Genomic DNA, 17,510 nt, shown 5'->3' on the forward strand with positions numbered 1-17,510 from the left:
ACCGATGGAGGGCGCGCGGATGACCCGGTGGACCAACTGGGCGGGCACGGCGTCCGCCTCGCCGCGGCACGTTCACCAGCCGCGCAGCGCGGCCGAGATCGCCGCGGCCGTCGAAAGTGTCGCCGCGGCGGGCCGGACCGTGCGGCCCTGGGGCAGCGGGCACTCCTTCACCGCGATCGCCGTCGCCGACTCCGATGCCCTCGACCTGCGGCACTGGACCGGGATCGAGCGCGTCGACGTCGAGACCGGGCACGTCACCGTCCGCTCCGGCACCACGATCAAGCAGCTCAACGCCGCCCTCGACACGCTCGGGCTGGCCATGACCAACCTCGGCGACATCGACGCGCAGACCATCGCCGGCGCGATCTCCACCGGCACCCACGGCACCGGCGCCAAGCTCGGCGGGATCGCCACCCAGATCGCCGCGCTCGAACTCGTCCTCGCGGACGGCTCGGTCGTCACCTGCTCGGCCGGCGAAAAGCCCGACCTCTTCGCCGCCGCCCGCGTCGGCCTCGGCGCGCTCGGCGTGATCACCACCGTGACCCTGCGCTGTGAAAAGTCCTTCTACCTGCGCGCACAGGAGCGGCCGGAGCCGCTGGAGCAGGTGCTCGAGGGCTTCCACGACTTCGCCGAGGACAACGAGCACTTCGAGTTCTACTGGTTCCCCTACGGCAAGAACGCGCTGGTCAAGCGCAACAACCGCTGTGAGACGGCCGAACCGCTGAGCAAGGTCCGCGAGTTCGTCGACTACCAGATCATGGAGAACGTCGCTTTCGGCGGACTCTGCCGGACCGGACGGCTGATGCCGCGGCTCGTGCGCCCGCTGAACAACTTCGCGTCGAACATGCTTTCCGCGCGCGAGTACAGCGACACTTCGCACCGCGTCTTCGTCACCGCGCGCAACGTCCGGTTCACCGAAACGGAATACGCTGTTCCACGTGAATCAGTGCTGGACGTGCTCGCTGAACTACGGGCAGTGGTGCCGAAGCTGAAGGACCCGGTAATGTTCCCGGTCGAGGTGCGGGTCGCCGCGGCCGACGACATCTGGCTGTCGACCGCGCAGGGCCGCGACTCCGCCTACATCGCGATCCACCAGTTCGCCGGCATGCCGTACCGCGAGTACTTCAGCGCGTTCGAGAAGATCGCCGGCGCGGTCGGCGGGCGCCCGCACTGGGGCAAGATGCACGACCTCGACGCCGGCGTCCTCCGCTCGCGTTACCCGCACTTCGACGACTTCCTGCGCGTGCGCAAGGAAACCGACCCGAACGGCGTGTTCACCAACACCTACCTGGACCGGGTGCTGGGCAAGGTCTAGAAGAGCGCCGACACCGATTCGCCGTTGTGGATCCGGCGGATCGCCTCGGCCATGGCCGGGGCGATCGACAGGATCTTCAGCTTCTCGGTGCGCTCCTCCTCGGGCACCGGAACCGTGTTGGTGCAGACGATCTCCAGCACCTCCGGCCGGCCGCCGATGCGCTCGATGGCCTTCGCCGCGAACAGCCCGTGCGTGCACGCCACCCGGATCGACCGCGGCTCCAGCTCGGCCAGCTTGTCCAGCAGCTCGATCACCGTGCTGCCCTTGGCGATCTCGTCGTCGAGCACGATGACGTCGCGGCCGGTGATCTCGCCGATGACCGAGCTGATCTGGACGCGGTCGTCCGGGAAGCGCTCCTTCGCGCCGGCCGCGACCTGGACGCCGAGGAGCCGCGCGAAGTGCGACGCCTCCTTCGCGTTCCCCAGGTCGGGCGAGACGACGGTGGTGCGCGAGAGGTCGTACTGCCGGAAGTGCTTCGCCAGCTCCTGCAGCGCGTGCAGGTGGTCGACCGGGACGCTGAAGAAGCCGTGCACCTGCGGCGAGTGCAGGGTCATCGCGAGCACGCGGCTCGCGCCCGCGGTCACCAGCAGGTCGGCGACCAGGCGGCCGCCGATGGAGATGCGCGGTGCGTCCTTCTTGTCCGAGCGCGCGTACGAGTAGTGCGGCATCACGGCGGTGATCCGCGACGCCGACGCACCACGCGCCGCGTCGAGCATCAGCAGCAGCTCGACCAGGTGCTCCTGCACCGGCTTGACCAGCGGCTGGATGATGAAGACGTCCCGTTCGCGGCAGTTGGCCTGCAGCTGCACCTCGAGGCAGTCGTTCGCGAACCGCCGGACCTCCGCCGGTCGCAACGGCACGCCCAGGTGCGCACAGATCTCTTCGGCCAGCTCGGGGTGCGCACTGCCGCTGAAGACGGCGATCTCTCTCGACGCTTCAGAGATCACAGCGCGGAGACCGCTTCGCCGATGGCGTCCTCGCCCGAGATCAGCGTCAGGGTGCGGCGGACGGACGCGGGCGTGTCGAGCAGGGCCACGAGCACCGCGGCGACGTCGTCACGCGGGATCGGGCCGCGGCCCGTCTGCTCGGCCAGCAGCACCAGGCCGGTGCCCGGGTCGTCGGTGAGCGCGCCCGGCCGGAGGATCGTCCAGTCGAGGTCGCGGGCCTTGAGATCGTCTTCCGCCGCGCGCTTGGCGCGCAGGTAGTGCCGGAACTCCTCGGTGACGTCGGGGTTGTCCGGGTTGTCGGCGCCGATCGAGCCGACCTGGACGTGCCGTCGGACCCCGGCCCGCTCGGCCGCTTCGGCGAACAGCGCCGCGGCGCCCCTGTCCACAGTGTCCTTGCGGGCGGTACCGCTGCCCGGGCCGGCACCGGCGGCGAACACCGCGGCGTCGGCACCTTTCAGCACTTCGGCGACGGCGTCCACATCGGAGTTCTCGAGATCCAGCACCACGCCTCGGGCGCCGGCGGCCTCGAGGTCCGCCGCGTGGGCGGGGTTCCGGATGATGCCGACCGCTTCGTCCCCGCGCGCGGCGAGCAGCCGCTCCAGCCGCAGCGCGATCTGACCGTGTCCACCTGCAATGACGACTCGCATGGAGCCGACCCTAGTGCGAAGCGGGCGCCTCTGCGGTCCGGAGCAGGTGGTCGTAGACCAGCTCGTTCACCAGCCGCGAGACCGGGTCCTCGGCCAGCAGCACGCGCTCGGTGCGGCCCTCGAGGTCGAGGTCGACGACCGCGTTCGGGTCGGCGGTCACGACGGCGAGGCCGTACGCGCGGGCGCGCGGCAGGCAGTTGCCGACGTAGTCCTCGGTGAGGATGGCCGGCGAGGGGAGCACCATCGCGGCCTCGCCGTAGCGGGCGAACGGAACCGCGGAGGCCATCGCGGTGCGCCAGTGGCGCGCGACGGCCAGGACGCCGACGATCTCGGCGGCCGGGGCGGGGGCGGTTCCGGCCAGCTCCGGCCAGGTCCAGGTGTCGACGGTGGCGCGATCGGCCACCGGGCCGGCACCCATCGCGATGCGCTCGGCGTGCACGTCGGTGCGAAGCTTGGCGACCACGCAGACCTTGCGGCCCAGGATCGTGGTCTCGGGCAGGACGATGCCGTTCCAGCCCAGCTGGGCCGCGGCGGCGGTGGCGAGCTCGTCGACGCTCGCGGGGAGCTCGATCGGCGGCACCACGCGGCTCGGCATCGACCGGCTGCGCTTCGCGCCACCGGCGACCGTCGAGCGCTCGGTGTTCTGAGGTGTAGCCGCCACGAGTCCGCCTCCTTCTTACCTGCACCGCTTCGTGACCGGTGAAAACCGGCACCTCACTTGTCTAACAGCGCGGCGGCGCGGCGTCGCCGGGTAAGGCGCGTGGCTGCGATCGGCGGCGCTCAGCGATCGATGACCGGTCGGTAGGCGGTCATCCGACTTCGGTCGAACGGTGCGGCCAACCGAGTGATCGCGAGGTGAGTGGCATTACCGTCCGCCCGCGGCCGACTACCGGGGGCAGGATCGCCGACTAGCCCGTTCGGTGCAATCCACAGTGGACGCGGGCCGCTGAGCTGCGGTTGCCCGGCGTCGCTTCCCCGACGGTGACTTGCGCCGCAGCGGCCGGACGCGCCCCGGACTAAAGTTACCGATCAGTCACTTAGTCGTCGCCGTGGAGGACCGATGCGCTCCCCGAAGGACTTCTTCGCCCCGCTCGCCCTGGGCGCGCCCGCTCCCGTGCGGGAGATCCCGGTGACGCCGTCCCGGATGATCCACTTCTTCGACCCCGGCAACGAGAAGATGGCCGCGAAGGTGCCGGACATCGCGAAGAAGGTCGACGTCCTGCTCGGCAACCTCGAGGACGCGGTCCGCGCGGACCGCAAAGAAGCCGCGCGCGCCGGGCTCGTCTCGATCGCCAAGGCGAACGACTTCGGCAGGACGCAGCTGTGGACCCGGGTGAACAGCCTGGACTCGCCGTGGGTGCTCGACGACCTGGTGACGCTCGTCACCGAGATCGGCGACAAGCTCGACGTGATCATGGTGCCGAAGGTCGAGGGCGCGCAGGACATCCACTACGTCGACCGGCTGCTGGCCCAGCTCGAAGCGCGGGCCGGCCTGACGAAGCCGTTGCTGGTGCACGCGATCCTCGAAACGGCGAGCGGCGTGGCCAATGTGGAGGAGATCGCCGGCGCGAGCCCCCGCATGCAGGGCATCTCGCTCGGCCCGGCCGACCTGGCCGCGAGCCGCCGGATGAAGACGACCCGCGTCGGCGGCGGCCACCCGGGCTACCTGGTGCGCACCGACCCGACCGGCGACGACATGACCGAAGGCCGCACGACGTACCAGCAGGACCTGTGGCACTACACGGTCGCGCGGATGGTGGACGCCTGCGCGATGCACGGGATCCTGCCGTACTACGGGCCGTTCGGGGACATCCGCGACGTCGTCGCGTGCGAGGACCAGTTCCGCAACGCGTTCCTGCTCGGCTGCGTCGGCGCGTGGAGCCTGCACCCGGTGCAGATCGACATCGCGAAGAAGGTGTTCTCGCCTTCGCCGTCCGATGTGGCCTGGGCGCGGCGCGTCATCGCGGAGATGGGCGACGGCACGGGCGCGGTGATGATCGACGGGAAGATGCAGGACGACGCGTCGGTGAAGCAGTGCCGCGTGGTCGCCGAACTGGCCGACGCCCTCGCGGCGGACGACCCCGAACTCGCGGCCGCCTACGACGCCGCCACCAAGGAGACCCTCGGATGACCACGCCCCGCCGCTCCGTCCTCTACATGCCCGGCGCGAACGAAAGAGCGCTGGAGAAGGCCAAGACGATCCCGGCCGACGCGCTGATCCTCGACCTCGAGGACGCCGTCTCCCCCGACGCCAAGGAAGCCGCACGCGAGCGGGTCTGCGCGGCGGTCGGTTCCTACGGCGACCGCGAAGTGACGATCCGGGTCAACGGCCTGGACACCGAGTGGCACGACGCCGACCTGCGCGCGGCCGCGTCCGCCGGCCCGGCCGCGGTGGTCGTGCCGAAGGTGAACTCGGCGGCCGAGGTGCACAACATCGAGCGCGCGCTGGAACTCGGCGGCGCCCCGGACCGCACGAAGATCTGGGCGATGCTCGAGACGCCGGTCGCGGTGCTGCACGCGGAGGAGATCGCGGCGGCGTCCGAGCGGCTGACCGTGCTGGTGCTGGGCACGAACGACCTGGCCAAGGAACTGCACGCGGAGTTCGTCCCGGGCCGCGGCCCGCTGCTGGGCGGGCTTTCGCTGTGCCTGCTGGCCGCGCGCGCGACCGGCAAGGTGATCCTCGACGGCGTCTACAACGACGTGAAGGACCTTCCCGGTTTCGAAGCGGAGTGCGAGCAGGGCCGGCAGTACGGGTTCGACGGGAAGACGCTGATCCACCCGGCGCAGGTCGAGCCGTGCAACCGGATCTTCGCCCCTTCGGAGGCGGAGATCGACCGCTCGCGGCGGATCATCGACGCCTTCGAGGAGGCGCGCGCCGCGGGCCGCGGCGTGGTCACTGTGGACGGTCGGATGATCGAGAACCTGCACGTCGACAACGCGCGGCGGGTGCTGGCGCTGGCCGAGGCGGTGGCAGGGTAGCGCATGGTCGTAAGGTTGCCACGTGGCTGATCAGCGTATGGACGAGTTGCAGATCGAGGGGCTCACCTCGATCCTTTCAGCTCGCGTTCGACTGGGTGCGATGAACGTTCTCGTCGGCGCCAACGGCGCCGGAAAGAGCAACTTCATTCAAGCCCTTGGACTGCTGGGCCGGCTCGCCGACAGCCAGCTAGAGCGCTACGCCGTTTTTCACGGCGGCGCGTCGTCGATGATCAACGCCGGTAACGGGGGCCTCGCGCGGATAAACATCCACGTCGTGTCGGGGCTGAACCACTATGGTGCCCGACTGACCGCCGCAGCCAATGACAGCCTCGTCTTCGACCAGGAAGAGGTCTACCGTCCCTCCCCGGAAGACCCGTTCAGAACGGTTCTCGGCGACGGTCATCGTGAGACGAAATTGGGCGAAGCCCGAAAAGGACCCACTGCCCAGGTGGCCGAGCACATCATCGCCTTGCTCCGGGAGTGCCGGGTCTACCACTTCGATGACACAAGCCGCGACGCACCGGTCAAACGACAAGTTCCCACTGCGGACAACATCGCACTACGTGAGGACGCCGAGAACCTCGCCGCAGTACTGTTCCGTCTGAAGAACAGCAAGCGGGGCCTTGATAAGGCGGCCTACCGGCGCATCAGAGGAGCTGTTCGGCTCGTCGCTCCCTTTCTCCAGGATTTCCTGCTGGAAGACGAGCTCGGCACCGACACCATAAGACTGCGCTGGATTCATCGTGATTTTGACCGAGTCTTCTCCGCGGAGCAGATGTCCGACGGAACCTTGCGCTTCATCTGCCTGGCCACCCTGCTCTTCCAGCCTGAGCTGCCAGGGCTGGTGGTGCTCGACGAGCCCGAACTCGGCTTGCACCCGTTCGCGATATCGATCCTCTCGGACATGCTGAAACAAGCGTCGAAGCGCAGCCAGGTCATCATCGCCACTCAGTCGGTGACACTGATGAACCAATTCACCGTCGACGACCTCATCGTGGTCGAAACAGGAGAAAGCGGTTCAGTGTTCCGGAGGCGTACCGAGGAGCAGTTGAGGAGCTGGCTCGCCGACTACTCCCTAGGTGAGCTGTGGGAGAAGAACATTCTCGGCGGACAACCCGGCTCGGCAGGCAGCTTTCTCGATGACTGAGCGCAAGCGCCTCCATCTCCTGGTGGAAGGCCAAACCGAGTTCATCGTCGTCCAGGAGGTACTGGGACCTCACCTCTTCCAGCAGGGCTGGACGGTGACGACTTCCGTCGTGCGGACACAGACCACTTCACGGACGTACCGCGGTGGCGCTACTTCCTGGACCAAGATCCACCGGGACATCAAGGAGCTGCTCGGGCAGACCAGCCTGCACGTCTTGACCACCTTGTTCGACTACTACGCGTTCGCCGAAGAAGCCCCTGGGATGACCACTCGGCCGTCGGGGAGTCCGCAAGAACGAGTCGAACACGTGGAGAACCAGCTCTTCCGGGCTGTCGGCGACCAGAGGTTCGTACCGAATCTCGTCCTTCACGAACTCGAGTCCTGGGTCTTCGCAGCAGGTGCCGAGCTGGCCGCCCTTCGCGGCGAAGACGATTTGGCGGACACGCTGGAACGCGACTGCGAACGCGCTGGTGGGCCAGAACTGGTCAACGACGGCCCTTCGACCTCGCCCTCGAAGAGACTCGAAAAGTATTGCCCGACGTACACGAAGAAGATCGATGGACCGCTTGCGATCGAACTTCTCGGAGTCGAGCAGTTGAGTCGTCGTTGCCCACGCTTCGGCGCGTGGCTGAACCGGCTCGACGAGCTGAGGACGAATTGACCGACCGCGATGATCGAGAACCTGCACGTCGACAACGCGCGGCGGGTGCTGGCGCTGGCCGGGGCCGTCAAGAGCTGACGGCCCCGGCCACCGGGGTCACTTCGGCAGGTCGTCCGTCCACTCGCCACTGACCGTGTAGCCGTCGCCGTCCACGCTCTTGACCGGGGCGCCCTTGGCGTCCAGGTACATCGACGCGCCGGTCACGGCGCCGGTCGACGGGTCGATGGTGAGGTGGCCGCCGCCCGGGAGCTGGACCGTGCGGCCGTCCGGGGCCGCGCTGACTCCGGGGTACGCGGCGATCGCGCGGAACGCCGCCGCCTGGACCGCCGGGGGTGCGGGCACCGCCGTGACCAGCGAAATCAGGGCCTGGAGCACCGTCAGGTCCAGGCCGCCGGGGTAGCTGCCGCTGCGTTTGATCGAGTCCGTGAGCCAGGCCCGCAGGGCCGCCGGTTCGGTGGGCAGGGCTTGGATCTGCCCGAGCGTGAGCTCGGCGCCGAACATCCGGAACGGCCGCACCTGCGGCTGGAGAACGGCCTTGCCGTGGGTCTTCGCGCCGCGGTACCACTCGTGCCCGTCGGCCTTGGTCCAGTACTCCCAGGCTTCGCCGCCCACCTTCGTCGTCACGTGCCAGTAGGTGCGGCCGCCGGTCTGGGCGCGCTCGGCGGCGGCCAGCAGGATCGCCTGGCCGGTGCTGACCGGGACCACCGCCTGCGGAGGTACCGGTGCCGGGGGCGGGGTGGCGGGCAGGGTCGCGACCACGACGGCGGCCGCGGCGGCGACCACGCCGACGCCGATGACGAGCGGGCGGACGCGCCGGGGCCGGGGCGCGGCGAGCATCCGGTTCCGCAGCCGGTGGCGGCTGCGGTCGACGACGTCCGGGGTGGGTTCGGCGGGCAGCAGTGCGGCCCGCAGCGTCTGCAGGTCATCCATCGGAGGCCTCCGGGGCGAGAACAGGGGCGAGCTTCTTGCGGGCACGCGTCAGCCGGGAGCCGACCGTGCCGGGAGAGATGCCGAGCGCTTCGCCGACTTCGGCGTAACCGAGGTCGGCGAGGGCCACGAGCAGCAGGACGTCGCGTTCGCCCGCGGTCAGCCGCGCCAGCGCTTTCGCCAGCTGACCGCTCAGGACGACGCGGTTTTCGTGGCCCTCGACCGGTCGCGGCAGCTCGATCCGGGTGAGGGCGCGGTAGTGGCGGGCTTCCTTGCGGCGGTGGCGCGAAACGAGGTTCGTCGCGATGCCGAACAGCCAGGCCCGCAGGTCACCGCGGGCCGGGTCGAACGTCGACCGGCGGTCGTAGGCGACGAGGAACGTCTCCGCGGCGACGTCCTCCGCGGCCTGGGCGCCGAGGCGGCCGGCGACGTAGCGGTAGATCCCGGCGAAGTGGCGGTCGTGCACCTCGGTGAACTGGTCGGCGCCGGTCACCGGGGCTGCCTCTGTCATGGGGTTCCTTCCCGTCGGCGACAGCTTCACCACCACTTCGCCGCGGGACCGGAACTTCTTCCCTACCCGATCGGCCAGGCGCGCTGCGGGCCGCGAAGGCCTTCGTACGCCGCGGCCGCGCGCAGGACGCCGATGTCGTCGAAGCGGCGGCCGCTGAGCTGCAGGCCGATCGGGCGGCCGTCGTCGGTGTAGCCGCAGTTCACCGACACCGCCGGCTGGCCGGACATGTTGTACGGGACGGTGAACGCGATGTGCTCGAACGGCCGCGCCGGGTCGTTCGTGGGCGACGCCCACTCCGCCGGCGGGGCCGCGACCGGGCACGTCGGCGAGAGAACGACGTCGTAAGCGGAGGTCGCGCGCAACGCCGCCACGCTGATCACGTCGATCTGGGCGAAACCGCGGTAGACGGCCACTCCGGACAGCTCCGCGCCGCCCGTGGCCCAGTCCGCGATGTACGGGAGGACCTTCGCGCGCCGCTCCGCCGGCAGCCCCTGCATGTCGGACCAGGCGCGCGTGCGCCAGAAGACGTCCAGGCCGTCGAGCATTTCGCGGGTCAGGAAGGGACCGACCGGCTCGACGATCGCGCCCGCGGCTTCGAAGGCGCGGGCCGCCGCGGTGACGGCGTCGAGCGTCGCCGGATCCACCGGGAGGCCGACGCCGGGGTCGAGGTGCAGGCCGACGCGCAGACCGGCCAGGGAACCCGCGGGGGAAGTCCACGGCAGATCCGCCGGCGGCAGGCTCAGGTGGTCACGCTCGTCGGGCGCCGACAGGACGCTCATCAGCAACGCCGTGTCGGCGACCGTCCGCGTCATCGGGCCCGCCACCCGGCCGAGGAACGGCGGGTCGACCGGGACGCGGCCGAAGCTCGGCTTCAGGCCGGTCAGGCCGCACCAGCCCGCCGGTAGCCGGATCGAGCCGCCGATGTCGGTGCCGACGTGCAGGGGTCCGTAGCCGGCCGCGGCCGCCGCGCCGGCCCCCGCGCTCGAACCACCGGGCGACGCCGAGGTCAGCCACGGGTTCCGGGCCGTTTCGTGGAAGCTCGAGAGCCCGGACGTCAGCATCCCGTAGTCCGGCATGGTCGTCTTGGCCAGCAGAACGCCGCCGGACTCGCGGACGCGCGCCGCCGCCGGGGCGTCCTCGGCGGCCGGGGTCAGCGCGGTCGCCGCGGTGCCGAGCGGGACCGGCGTGCCGCGGGTCGCGATGTTTTCCTTGAGCGTCAGCGGGACGCCGTCGATCGGGCCGAGCGGCTCGTCGGCCGCCCAGCGCGCTTCGGACGCCTTCGCGTCGTCGAGAGCGCCTGAAGGGTCGTACGCGTACAACGCGTGCAGCTCCGGCTCTCGCGCCTCGATGCGGTGCAACACCGCCTCGGTCACCTCGACCGGCGAGAGCGTCTTCGCGCGGTAGTGCGCGACGAGCTCGACGGCGGTCAGGTCGGGCAACTCGGTCATGCGCGCTCCTTACGAGGCAGGCGGTTCGAAGCGGCCGTCGACGGCGGTCCAGCCGCCGTCCACCGCGAGCACGGAGCCGGTGACGAACGACGAAGCGTCCGAAGCGAGGTACACGACCGCGCCGGCGAGCTCGTCCGGCCGCGCCCAGCGCCCCAACGCGCCCTTCGCCGCGTACGCGTCGTACCACTCGGGGTTCGCCTTGATCTGCGCGGTCAACGGCGTCTCGACGACGCCGGGCGCGATGGCGTTGACCCGCACGCCGGCCGGGCCGAACTCCGCCGCCGCCGTCCGGAACAGCTGGACCAGCCCGGCTTTCGTGGCCGCGTACGGACCTTGGCCGGGCTCGACGGTCGTGCCGCGGATCGACGAGAAGCCGATGATGCTGCCCCGCCCGCGCGCGACCATGTCGGCACCGAAGACGCGCACGACCTCGAACGACACACCGAGGTTCAGCGCGATGACGCGGTCGAACTCCTCGCGCGTGTAGTCCAGCAGCCGCTTGCGGACGTTCGTCGCGGCGGTCAGCACGACGACGTCGAGCGGGCCGAGCTCGCTCGCCGCCTTGTCCACGGCACGGGGCGCGAGCAGGTCGATTTCGTACGCCTCGCCGACGCCCGCCTCGCGCGCGGCTTGGAGGTCGCGGTCCGCGCACACCACGTCGGCGCCGTGCGCGGCCAGCGCGCGAGCGGCTTCGCGGCCGATGCCACCGGCGCCGAGCACGAGCGCGCGGCGGCCGTCCAAGCGGAACAACGTCGAGTAGTTCACGGGCGCAGCACCGCCATCCTCGTCACGGTCAGCTCTTCGACGGCGAACCGCGGCCCTTCGCGGCCGATGCCGGAGTCCTTCACCCCGCCGTAGGGCATGGTGTCCGAGCGGAACCCGGGCACCTCGTTGACGACGACGCCGCCGACCTCCAGCTCGTCGAGCGCGCGGAACGCCGTGTTCAAGGACTTGCTGTAGACGCTTGCGTGGAGGCCGTAGCGGGACGCGTTGACCGCGGCGAAGGCTTCGTCCACATCGGACACCGTGCGCACGCAGACGACCGGGCCGAAGATCTCCTCGTCCCAGGCTTCGACGCCGTCCGGGACGTCGAGCAGGACCGCCGGCCGCAGCACTGTGCCGTCGACACCCCCGCCGAACCGGCGGCCGCCGGCCTTTTCGATCCAGGCGGCGACGCGGTCGGTGGACGCGGGGTCGATCAGCGCGGACACCCGCGTCCGCTCGTCCCGCGGATCGCCGACGACGACTTCGCCGAGCCGCGCCAGCAGCCGTTCGGTGAACTCCTCGGCGACCGGCGCGACGACGAGCACGCGCTGCACCGAGATGCAGGCCTGGCCGGACGCGTAGAACCCGCCGCGCAGCACGGCGTTCACCGCGGCTTCGAGGTCCGCGTCCGCCGCGACGACGAGCGCCGCGTTCGAACCCAGCTCCAGCAGCGTTTTCGTCGGGGCCGCGTCGCGGGCGATGCGGTGGCCGACCGCGGCCGAGCCGGTGAACGAGACCGCGCCGATCCGGCGGTCGGTCGTCAGCGCGGCACCCACCCCGGCGTCGCCGGTGACCAGCTGGACCATGGCGGGAAGCGGCGCGAGCGTCCGGACCAGGTGCACCAGCCACAGGGTGGCCAACGGCGTCTGGGGCGCGGGCTTGACGATCACCGGGCAGCCCGCGGCGATCGCCGGGGCGATCTTGTGCGACGCCAGCAGCAGCGGGTAGTTGAAGCCCGCGATGCCGACGACGACGCCGATCGGCTTGCGCTTCCAGAACCCGACCAGTCCGTCGCCGGCGGGCAACAAGTCCAGCGGCACGGTCTCGCCGTGCAGCCGCGACACCTCTTCGGCGGCGGCTTCCCACGTGACGATCGTGCGCGCGACCTCGACGCGGCAGTCGACCAGCGGCTTCCCGGTCTCCAGCACGAGCAGGTCTTCGAACTCCGCACGTCGCTCCCGCACCGCCGAAGCGACGTCGTTGAGCAGCGAACGCCGGACCCGTGAAGGCAGCGAAGCCACTTCGCGCGCGACGGCGACAGCTTCGTCGACTGCCTGCCGGGCCAGCTCGGGCGTGCCGACCGGCGCGGTGCCGACGACGCTCCCGTCGTAGGGGAAAACGATTTCTTCAACGTCCACAGTGGACATCCAGCCCGCTCCGACCGGCAGGCCGCCGGGGTACTCAGCCATCGTCGCCTCCGCTCAGCCGGGCCAGCTCGGCGCGCAGGTTCGGCGCGGCGGCCAGCAGTTCCCGCGTGTACTCGTGCCGCGGCGCCTCGTAGACCTGGCCGACGTCGCCGAGTTCGACGATCTCGCCGCGGCGCATCACGGCCACGCGGTCGCAGACGTGCCGGACGACGCCGAGGTCGTGCGAGACGAAGATCAGCGTCAGCGCGAACTGCTCCACCAGCTGGGCCAGGAGATCGAGGATCTGGCCGCGCACGGAGACGTCGAGCGCGCTGACCGGCTCGTCGGCGATCAGGACGCTCGGGTGGGGCGCGAGCGCGCGGGCGATGGAGATGCGCTGCCGCTGGCCGCCGGAGAACTGGTGCGGGTAGCGCTGGGCGGCGTCGACGGGCAGGCCGACGGCGGCGAGCAGCTCGGCGACGCGGTCGGGTTCGCGGCGGCCCAGCGGTTCGGAAATGATGTCCCGCACGCGCATGCGGGGGTCGAGCGAACCCATCGGGTCCTGGAAGACGATCTGCAGTTCCGACCGCAGGAAGCCGAGTTGGCGTTCGGGCAGGTCGTCGATCCGGCGGCCTTGGAACGTGACGGTGCCGGCCGTCGGCTTGTCGAGCGCGGCCAGCAGCCGGACCAGCGTGGACTTGCCGGAGCCGGACTCCCCGACGATGCCGAAGCGCTGTCCGGCCTCGACGTCGAAGCTGACGCCGCGCAGCGCGTGGACGTCCCGCCGCGCGTACCGGCGTTCGAGGTCACGGACTTCGATGATGCTCATCGGCGGCCCTCCAGGTCCGAAGCATCCAGGAGCTTCCGCGTGTAGGCATGCGAAGGCGAGGTCAGCACTTCGCGCGTGGAGCCCGCTTCGACGATCTCGCCGTCCAGCATCACGAGCACGCGCTCGCACACCGACGCCACCACCGCGAGGTCGTGGCTGATGAAGAGGAGCGCACTTTCACGTGAAAGTGCGGCTTTGATGAGCGAGAGGATCTGGGCCTGCACGGTGACGTCGAGCGCGGTCGTCGGCTCGTCGCAGATCAGCAGCGACGGCTCGTTGGCCAGCGCCATCGCCAGCACGACCCGCTGCCGCTGCCCGCCGGACAGCTGGTGCGGGTACGCGCGAGCGGTGCCCGCCAGCCCGACCGCATCGAGGAGTTCGTCCGCGGACCGGCGGCGGCCGTGGATCCGCCCGGGCTCGGTGACCTGGCGGCCGACGCGCATGGCCGGGTTCAACGCCGTCATCGGCTCCTGGAACACCATGGCCAGCTCGTCGCCGCGCAGCCGGGAGAGGTCCTTTTCGGACATTCCGAGCAGCTCGCGATCGCCCAGCCGGACCGAGCCCGACGCGCGCAGCTCTTCGGGCAGCAGGCCCATGATCGACAACGCCGTCAACGACTTCCCCGAGCCGGACTCGCCGATCAGCCCGACGCGCTCACCCGCGCCGATCTCGAAGGAGACGTCGCGAACGAGGTCGCCGACGCCGAGGCCCCGCACCGAAAGCGTCATACCCGCGCCGCCAATCGGGGGTCCAGGCGGTCGCGCAGGCCGTCGCCGAGGAGGTTGAACCCGAGCACGGCGACGGCGATCGCGATGCCAGGGACCAGCGCCAGCCGCGGGTGCACGGTCAGCAGTTCCTGAGACTCCTGCAGCATCCGGCCCCACGACGGCGTCGGCGGCCGCGTGCCGAAGCCCAGGAACGACAACGCCGCTTCGGCGAGCACGGCGATCGCGAACGACACCGACGCCTGCACGATCAGCAGGCCGGAGATGTTCGGCAGCACGTGCCGCACGGCGATGGTGAGCCGCGACCGGCCGCCGGCCCGCGCGGCGAGCACGAACTCGGTGCTCATCACCTGCAGCGTTCCGGAGCGCGCGATCCGCGCGAACGACGGGATCGTGGCGATGCCGATCGCGACCATCGCGGTCAGCGTGTCCGCCCCGAACACCGCGCCGAACATGATCGCCAGCAGCAGCGCGGGGAACGCGAGCACGAGGTCGTTGACCCGCATGACGAACTCGCCGAGCCACCGCGGGGACATCCCGGCGAGGATGCCCAGCGGCGTGCCGATCACCGCGGCGATGCCGACGGCGACGACACCGACGTACAGCGTGGTGCGGGCGCCGACCATGAGCTGGCTCAGCAGGTCGCGCCCGAACTTGTCGGTGCCGAACCAGTGGGCCGCGCTCGCGTCGAGCAGCCGGCTCGCCGCGTCCACCTTCACCGGGTCGAACGGCGTCCACACGAACGACAGCAGCGCGGCCAGCACGACCAGGCCGACGAGCACCCCGCCGAGGACGAGATTGCGCATCACGAACCCCGCAATCGCGGATCGAGCACGGTGTAGAGGAGGTCGACGACGAAGTTGACCAGCAGCACGCCGACCACCAGCACGAGCACGATCCCCTGCACGGTCAGCAGATCGCGGGAGGCGACGGCGTCGAGCAGCATCGAACCCAGGCCGGGCAGGACGAACACGCGCTCGACGACGACCGCACCGATCAGCAGCGTCGCCAGCTGCAGGCCGAGCACGGTCACCACGGGCACGGAGGCGTTGCGCAAGCCGTGCCGCACCAGCGCTTGCCCCGGCCGCAAGCCCTTGGACCGCGCGGTGCGCAGGTAGTCCTGGCCGAGCGTGTCGAGCACGGCCGAGCGCACATAGCGCGTGAGCACCGCGCCCTGCACCAGACCGAGCGACAACGCGGGGAGGATCAGCCCGCGGACGAACTCGCCCGCGTTCTGGTTGGGCGGTGTCCAGCCGCCCGACGGCAGCCAGCGCAGCTGCACGGCGAAGATCTGCACGAGGATGATCCCGGCGAGGAACGCGGGGATCGCGACGCCGATCTGCGACAGCCCGGAAACGCCCGCACCGGACGCTTTCCGGTGCTTCACCGCGGCGAACGTGCCCGCGGGGACCGCGATCACCAGCGCCACCAGCATGCCCGCGCCGACCAGCCAGAGCGTGACGCCGAGGCGGTCGAGCAGCTGCGGGCCGATGGAGTCGCGCGTGACGTACGAGCGGCCGAAGTCGCCGCGCAGCACACGGGAGATCCAGTCGAAGTACTGCGTGACCAGCGGCCGGTCGATGCCGAACTCCGCGCGGGTCTTGGCGAGCAGCTCCGGCGTCGCGTTGACGCCGAGCGCGACCTGCGCCGGATCGCCCGGCAGCACGGCCATGAACAGGAACACCACGATCGACGCGACCAGCACGCTGACCACGAAGATCGCCACCCGGCGCAGCACCTTGGCGGTCATCGCGGGGCCAGTCCGGTGAGGTCGAACGACTCGCTCACCTGGTTCCGGACGAACCCGCCGACCTTGGCCTTCGCCACGATGACGTTGGGGAACAGGAACAGCCAGTCCGCGGCGGCGTCGGTGTTCAGCTGCCGCGCCACCTGCTTCATGTCCGCGACCTGCTGCTCCGGCGTCCCGCTGTCGGCCTCGGCGAGCAGCTGCCGGACGCGCTTGCTGTCGTAACCCCAGTAGTACTTCGGTTTCCCGAACGTCGTGATGTCGCGGGCTTCGACGTGCTGGATGATCGACAGGTCGTAGTCGTGGTCGGTGAACACCTGCTTCAGCCACACCGCCGGGAAGTCGAGCGGCTCGATCGTGGTCCGGACGCCGACGTCGGCGAGCTGCGACTGGACGACCTGCGCGGCCGACACCGCGTAGGGCAGGTTCGGGATCCGCAGGCGCAGGTTCAGGTTCGTCGCACCGGCTTCGGTCAGCATCGCCTTCGCGCGCCCGGGATCGAACGGGTAGACCTTCGACAGGTCCTCGTACCAGGGATCGGTCGGCGGGACCATGCTGCCGATCAGCGTGCCGCGCCCGGCCCACGCCGTGTCGAGCAGCGCCTTCCGGTCGATCGCGTACGTCAGGGCCTGGCGCACGCGGACGTCGTTCAGCGGCGGCCGCGCGCCGTTCATGGCCAGCGTGACCTCGGAGTTCGAGGTGCCCTGGACGACCTGGAACCGGTCGTCGGCCTGGAACTGCGGGATCGAATCGGGCGCGGTGATCGCCGAGATGACGTCGATGCCGTTGCTGGACAACGCGTTGTTCAGCGCGGTCGGGTCCTTGATGTACTTGAGGACGACGGTCGAGTACGCCGGTTTCCGGCCCCAGTACGCGGGGTTCGCCTTCAGCACCACGGAGTCGCCGCGCTTGCGCGCCGCCACGACGTACGGCCCGGTGCCGACCGGCTTGGTCGCCAGATCGGCGACGCCGGTCGGGCTGAACATCGCGCCGAGCCGGCTGGTGAGGCTGAACAGCCAGCCGTTGGACGGCTTCGAGAGCACGACCCGCGCGTGGTCCGGCGCCACGACGTCGACGTGGTCGACGACGTCCATCGTGGACTTGATCGAGATCGTCCAGTCGGTCTTCACGCGCAGCAGCGAGAACTTGACGTCTTCGGCGGTGAAGGGCGCGCCGTTGCTGAACTTGACGCCGGGCTGCAGCTGGAAGTCGTAGGTCTTGCGGTCCGGGCTGATCGTCCACGACTTCGCGAGCAACGGCACCACCCGGCCCTGTGAGTCGAGCTTCACCAGGCCTTCGTAGACGTTGTAGAGCAGCGCCTGCGGGATAGCGGCGCCGTCCGTGCGCGTGAAGTCGAAGTTCGCCGGCTCCGCCGTGAAGCCGACGGAAAGCGTGTCCGGACCGGCGGAAACGCTCGCCGACGAGCCGGCCGAGCAGCCGGACACCACGAGCAGCAGCGCCGCTGCCAGCACGTGAAGTCGGGCTTTCATTCGGCCTCCAGGTCAGTACACTGGTC

Annotated in this window: 18 protein-coding genes; 5 read left to right on the forward strand and 13 right to left on the reverse strand. The window is 70.4% G+C overall.

The window, feature by feature from the left end; genetic code table 11:
• Positions 1-19: 19 nt before the first annotated feature.
• On the forward strand, positions 20-1,315 hold the full coding sequence (locus AB0B33_RS23380) for a D-arabinono-1,4-lactone oxidase (RefSeq protein ID WP_360775219.1): 1,296 nt from the start codon (positions 20-22) through the stop codon (positions 1,313-1,315).
• On the opposite strand, the gene AB0B33_RS23385 is transcribed toward AB0B33_RS23380, so the two are convergent.
• The 3 genes from AB0B33_RS23385 to AB0B33_RS23395 are packed head-to-tail and all read right to left on the reverse strand — an operon-like array spanning position 1,312 to position 3,570.
• A complete protein-coding gene (locus AB0B33_RS23385; RefSeq protein WP_247016106.1) occupies positions 1,312-2,262 on the reverse strand; it encodes a ribose-phosphate diphosphokinase in 951 nt (316 codons plus the stop codon). The genes AB0B33_RS23380 and AB0B33_RS23385 overlap by 4 nt on opposite strands.
• Positions 2,259-2,909, reverse strand: coding sequence for an NAD(P)H-binding protein (locus tag AB0B33_RS23390; RefSeq protein WP_360775222.1), 651 nt, complete (start codon positions 2,907-2,909; stop codon positions 2,259-2,261). The genes AB0B33_RS23385 and AB0B33_RS23390 overlap by 4 nt, the downstream gene beginning before the upstream one ends.
• Positions 2,910-2,919: 10 nt before the next feature.
• Positions 2,920-3,570, reverse strand: a complete 651-nt coding sequence (locus AB0B33_RS23395) for a hypothetical protein (RefSeq protein ID WP_360775224.1) — start codon at positions 3,568-3,570, stop codon at positions 2,920-2,922.
• 399 nt (positions 3,571-3,969) lie between these two features.
• On the opposite strand from AB0B33_RS23395, the gene AB0B33_RS23400 reads away from it, so the two are divergent.
• Genes AB0B33_RS23400 through AB0B33_RS23415 form a run of 4 tightly spaced genes read left to right on the forward strand, consistent with a single transcriptional unit; the run spans position 3,970 to position 7,696 of the window.
• Positions 3,970-5,040: a CoA ester lyase gene (locus AB0B33_RS23400; protein WP_360775227.1), complete on the forward strand. Its 1,071-nt coding sequence runs from the start codon at positions 3,970-3,972 to the stop codon at positions 5,038-5,040.
• Complete coding sequence (locus AB0B33_RS23405; RefSeq protein WP_360775230.1) at positions 5,037-5,888, forward strand: CoA ester lyase; 852 nt, start codon at positions 5,037-5,039, stop codon at positions 5,886-5,888. Before AB0B33_RS23400 ends, AB0B33_RS23405 begins: the two co-directional genes overlap by 4 nt.
• 22 nt (positions 5,889-5,910) lie before the next feature.
• A complete protein-coding gene (locus tag AB0B33_RS23410) occupies positions 5,911-7,035 on the forward strand; it encodes an AAA family ATPase (protein ID WP_360775233.1) in 1,125 nt (374 codons plus the stop codon).
• Positions 7,028-7,696 (forward strand): DUF4276 family protein, encoded by a 669-nt coding sequence (locus AB0B33_RS23415; protein WP_360775236.1) that lies wholly within the window; start codon positions 7,028-7,030, stop codon positions 7,694-7,696. Before AB0B33_RS23410 ends, AB0B33_RS23415 begins: the two co-directional genes overlap by 8 nt.
• Positions 7,697-7,792: 96 nt before the next feature.
• On the opposite strand, the gene AB0B33_RS23420 is transcribed toward AB0B33_RS23415, so the two are convergent.
• The 10 genes from AB0B33_RS23420 to AB0B33_RS23465 form a co-directional block, all read right to left on the reverse strand.
• The gene (locus AB0B33_RS23420; protein WP_360775238.1) at positions 7,793-8,626 is read right to left on the reverse strand and encodes a hypothetical protein; all 834 of its coding nucleotides are present in this window, start codon (positions 8,624-8,626) and stop codon (positions 7,793-7,795) included.
• Positions 8,619-9,134 (reverse strand): sigma-70 family RNA polymerase sigma factor, encoded by a 516-nt coding sequence (locus AB0B33_RS23425; protein WP_360775241.1) that lies wholly within the window; start codon positions 9,132-9,134, stop codon positions 8,619-8,621. Before AB0B33_RS23425 ends, AB0B33_RS23420 begins: the two co-directional genes overlap by 8 nt.
• A 62-nt stretch (positions 9,135-9,196) precedes the next feature.
• Complete coding sequence (locus AB0B33_RS23430; protein WP_360775244.1) at positions 9,197-10,582, reverse strand: amidase; 1,386 nt, start codon at positions 10,580-10,582, stop codon at positions 9,197-9,199.
• A 9-nt stretch (positions 10,583-10,591) separates the two neighbouring features.
• Positions 10,592-11,347 carry an SDR family oxidoreductase gene (locus tag AB0B33_RS23435; protein ID WP_360775246.1) on the reverse strand — a complete coding sequence of 252 codons (756 nt, stop codon included), beginning with the start codon at positions 11,345-11,347 and terminating at the stop codon, positions 10,592-10,594.
• A complete protein-coding gene (locus AB0B33_RS23440; RefSeq protein WP_360775249.1) occupies positions 11,344-12,756 on the reverse strand; it encodes an aldehyde dehydrogenase family protein in 1,413 nt (470 codons plus the stop codon). Before AB0B33_RS23440 ends, AB0B33_RS23435 begins: the two co-directional genes overlap by 4 nt.
• Positions 12,749-13,522, reverse strand: a complete 774-nt coding sequence (locus AB0B33_RS23445; protein WP_360775252.1) for an ATP-binding cassette domain-containing protein — start codon at positions 13,520-13,522, stop codon at positions 12,749-12,751. Before AB0B33_RS23445 ends, AB0B33_RS23440 begins: the two co-directional genes overlap by 8 nt.
• Positions 13,519-14,250, reverse strand: coding sequence for an ABC transporter ATP-binding protein (locus AB0B33_RS23450; protein ID WP_360775255.1), 732 nt, complete (start codon positions 14,248-14,250; stop codon positions 13,519-13,521). The genes AB0B33_RS23445 and AB0B33_RS23450 overlap by 4 nt, the downstream gene beginning before the upstream one ends.
• Complete coding sequence (locus tag AB0B33_RS23455) at positions 14,247-15,053, reverse strand: ABC transporter permease (RefSeq protein WP_360775258.1); 807 nt, start codon at positions 15,051-15,053, stop codon at positions 14,247-14,249. The genes AB0B33_RS23450 and AB0B33_RS23455 overlap by 4 nt, the downstream gene beginning before the upstream one ends.
• Positions 15,053-15,997 carry an ABC transporter permease gene (locus tag AB0B33_RS23460; RefSeq protein ID WP_360775261.1) on the reverse strand — a complete coding sequence of 315 codons (945 nt, stop codon included), beginning with the start codon at positions 15,995-15,997 and terminating at the stop codon, positions 15,053-15,055. Before AB0B33_RS23460 ends, AB0B33_RS23455 begins: the two co-directional genes overlap by 1 nt.
• Positions 15,994-17,484, reverse strand: a complete 1,491-nt coding sequence (locus AB0B33_RS23465) for an ABC transporter substrate-binding protein (protein ID WP_360775264.1) — start codon at positions 17,482-17,484, stop codon at positions 15,994-15,996. The genes AB0B33_RS23460 and AB0B33_RS23465 overlap by 4 nt, the downstream gene beginning before the upstream one ends.
• Between the last annotated feature and the right edge of the window lie 26 nt (positions 17,485-17,510).

The organism is Amycolatopsis sp. NPDC049159 (assembly GCF_040648295.1).
Classification (GTDB): Bacteria; Actinomycetota; Actinomycetes; order Mycobacteriales; family Pseudonocardiaceae; genus Amycolatopsis; species Amycolatopsis pretoriensis_A.

Bases quoted from the DNA above. Each gene is read 5' to 3' on its own strand.
- AB0B33_RS23455 (WP_360775258.1), bottom strand. From the start codon at position 15,053: ATGCGCAATCTCGTCCTCGGCGGGGTGCTCGTCGGCCTGGTCGTGCTG.
- AB0B33_RS23420 (WP_360775238.1), bottom strand. From the start codon at position 8,626: ATGGATGACCTGCAGACGCTGCGGGCCGCACTGCTGCCCGCCGAACCC.
- AB0B33_RS23430 (WP_360775244.1), bottom strand. From the start codon at position 10,582: ATGACCGAGTTGCCCGACCTGACCGCCGTCGAGCTCGTCGCGCACTAC.
- AB0B33_RS23405 (WP_360775230.1), top strand. From the start codon at position 5,037: ATGACCACGCCCCGCCGCTCCGTCCTCTACATGCCCGGCGCGAACGAA.
- AB0B33_RS23440 (WP_360775249.1), bottom strand. From the start codon at position 12,756: ATGGCTGAGTACCCCGGCGGCCTGCCGGTCGGAGCGGGCTGGATGTCC.
- AB0B33_RS23445 (WP_360775252.1), bottom strand. From the start codon at position 13,522: ATGAGCATCATCGAAGTCCGTGACCTCGAACGCCGGTACGCGCGGCGG.
- AB0B33_RS23450 (WP_360775255.1), bottom strand. From the start codon at position 14,250: ATGACGCTTTCGGTGCGGGGCCTCGGCGTCGGCGACCTCGTTCGCGAC.
- AB0B33_RS23465 (WP_360775264.1), bottom strand. From the start codon at position 17,484: ATGAAAGCCCGACTTCACGTGCTGGCAGCGGCGCTGCTGCTCGTGGTG.
- AB0B33_RS23390 (WP_360775222.1), bottom strand. From the start codon at position 2,909: ATGCGAGTCGTCATTGCAGGTGGACACGGTCAGATCGCGCTGCGGCTG.
- AB0B33_RS23460 (WP_360775261.1), bottom strand. From the start codon at position 15,997: ATGACCGCCAAGGTGCTGCGCCGGGTGGCGATCTTCGTGGTCAGCGTG.
- AB0B33_RS23415 (WP_360775236.1), top strand. From the start codon at position 7,028: ATGACTGAGCGCAAGCGCCTCCATCTCCTGGTGGAAGGCCAAACCGAG.
- AB0B33_RS23380 (WP_360775219.1), top strand. From the start codon at position 20: ATGACCCGGTGGACCAACTGGGCGGGCACGGCGTCCGCCTCGCCGCGG.
- AB0B33_RS23400 (WP_360775227.1), top strand. From the start codon at position 3,970: ATGCGCTCCCCGAAGGACTTCTTCGCCCCGCTCGCCCTGGGCGCGCCC.
- AB0B33_RS23425 (WP_360775241.1), bottom strand. From the start codon at position 9,134: ATGACAGAGGCAGCCCCGGTGACCGGCGCCGACCAGTTCACCGAGGTG.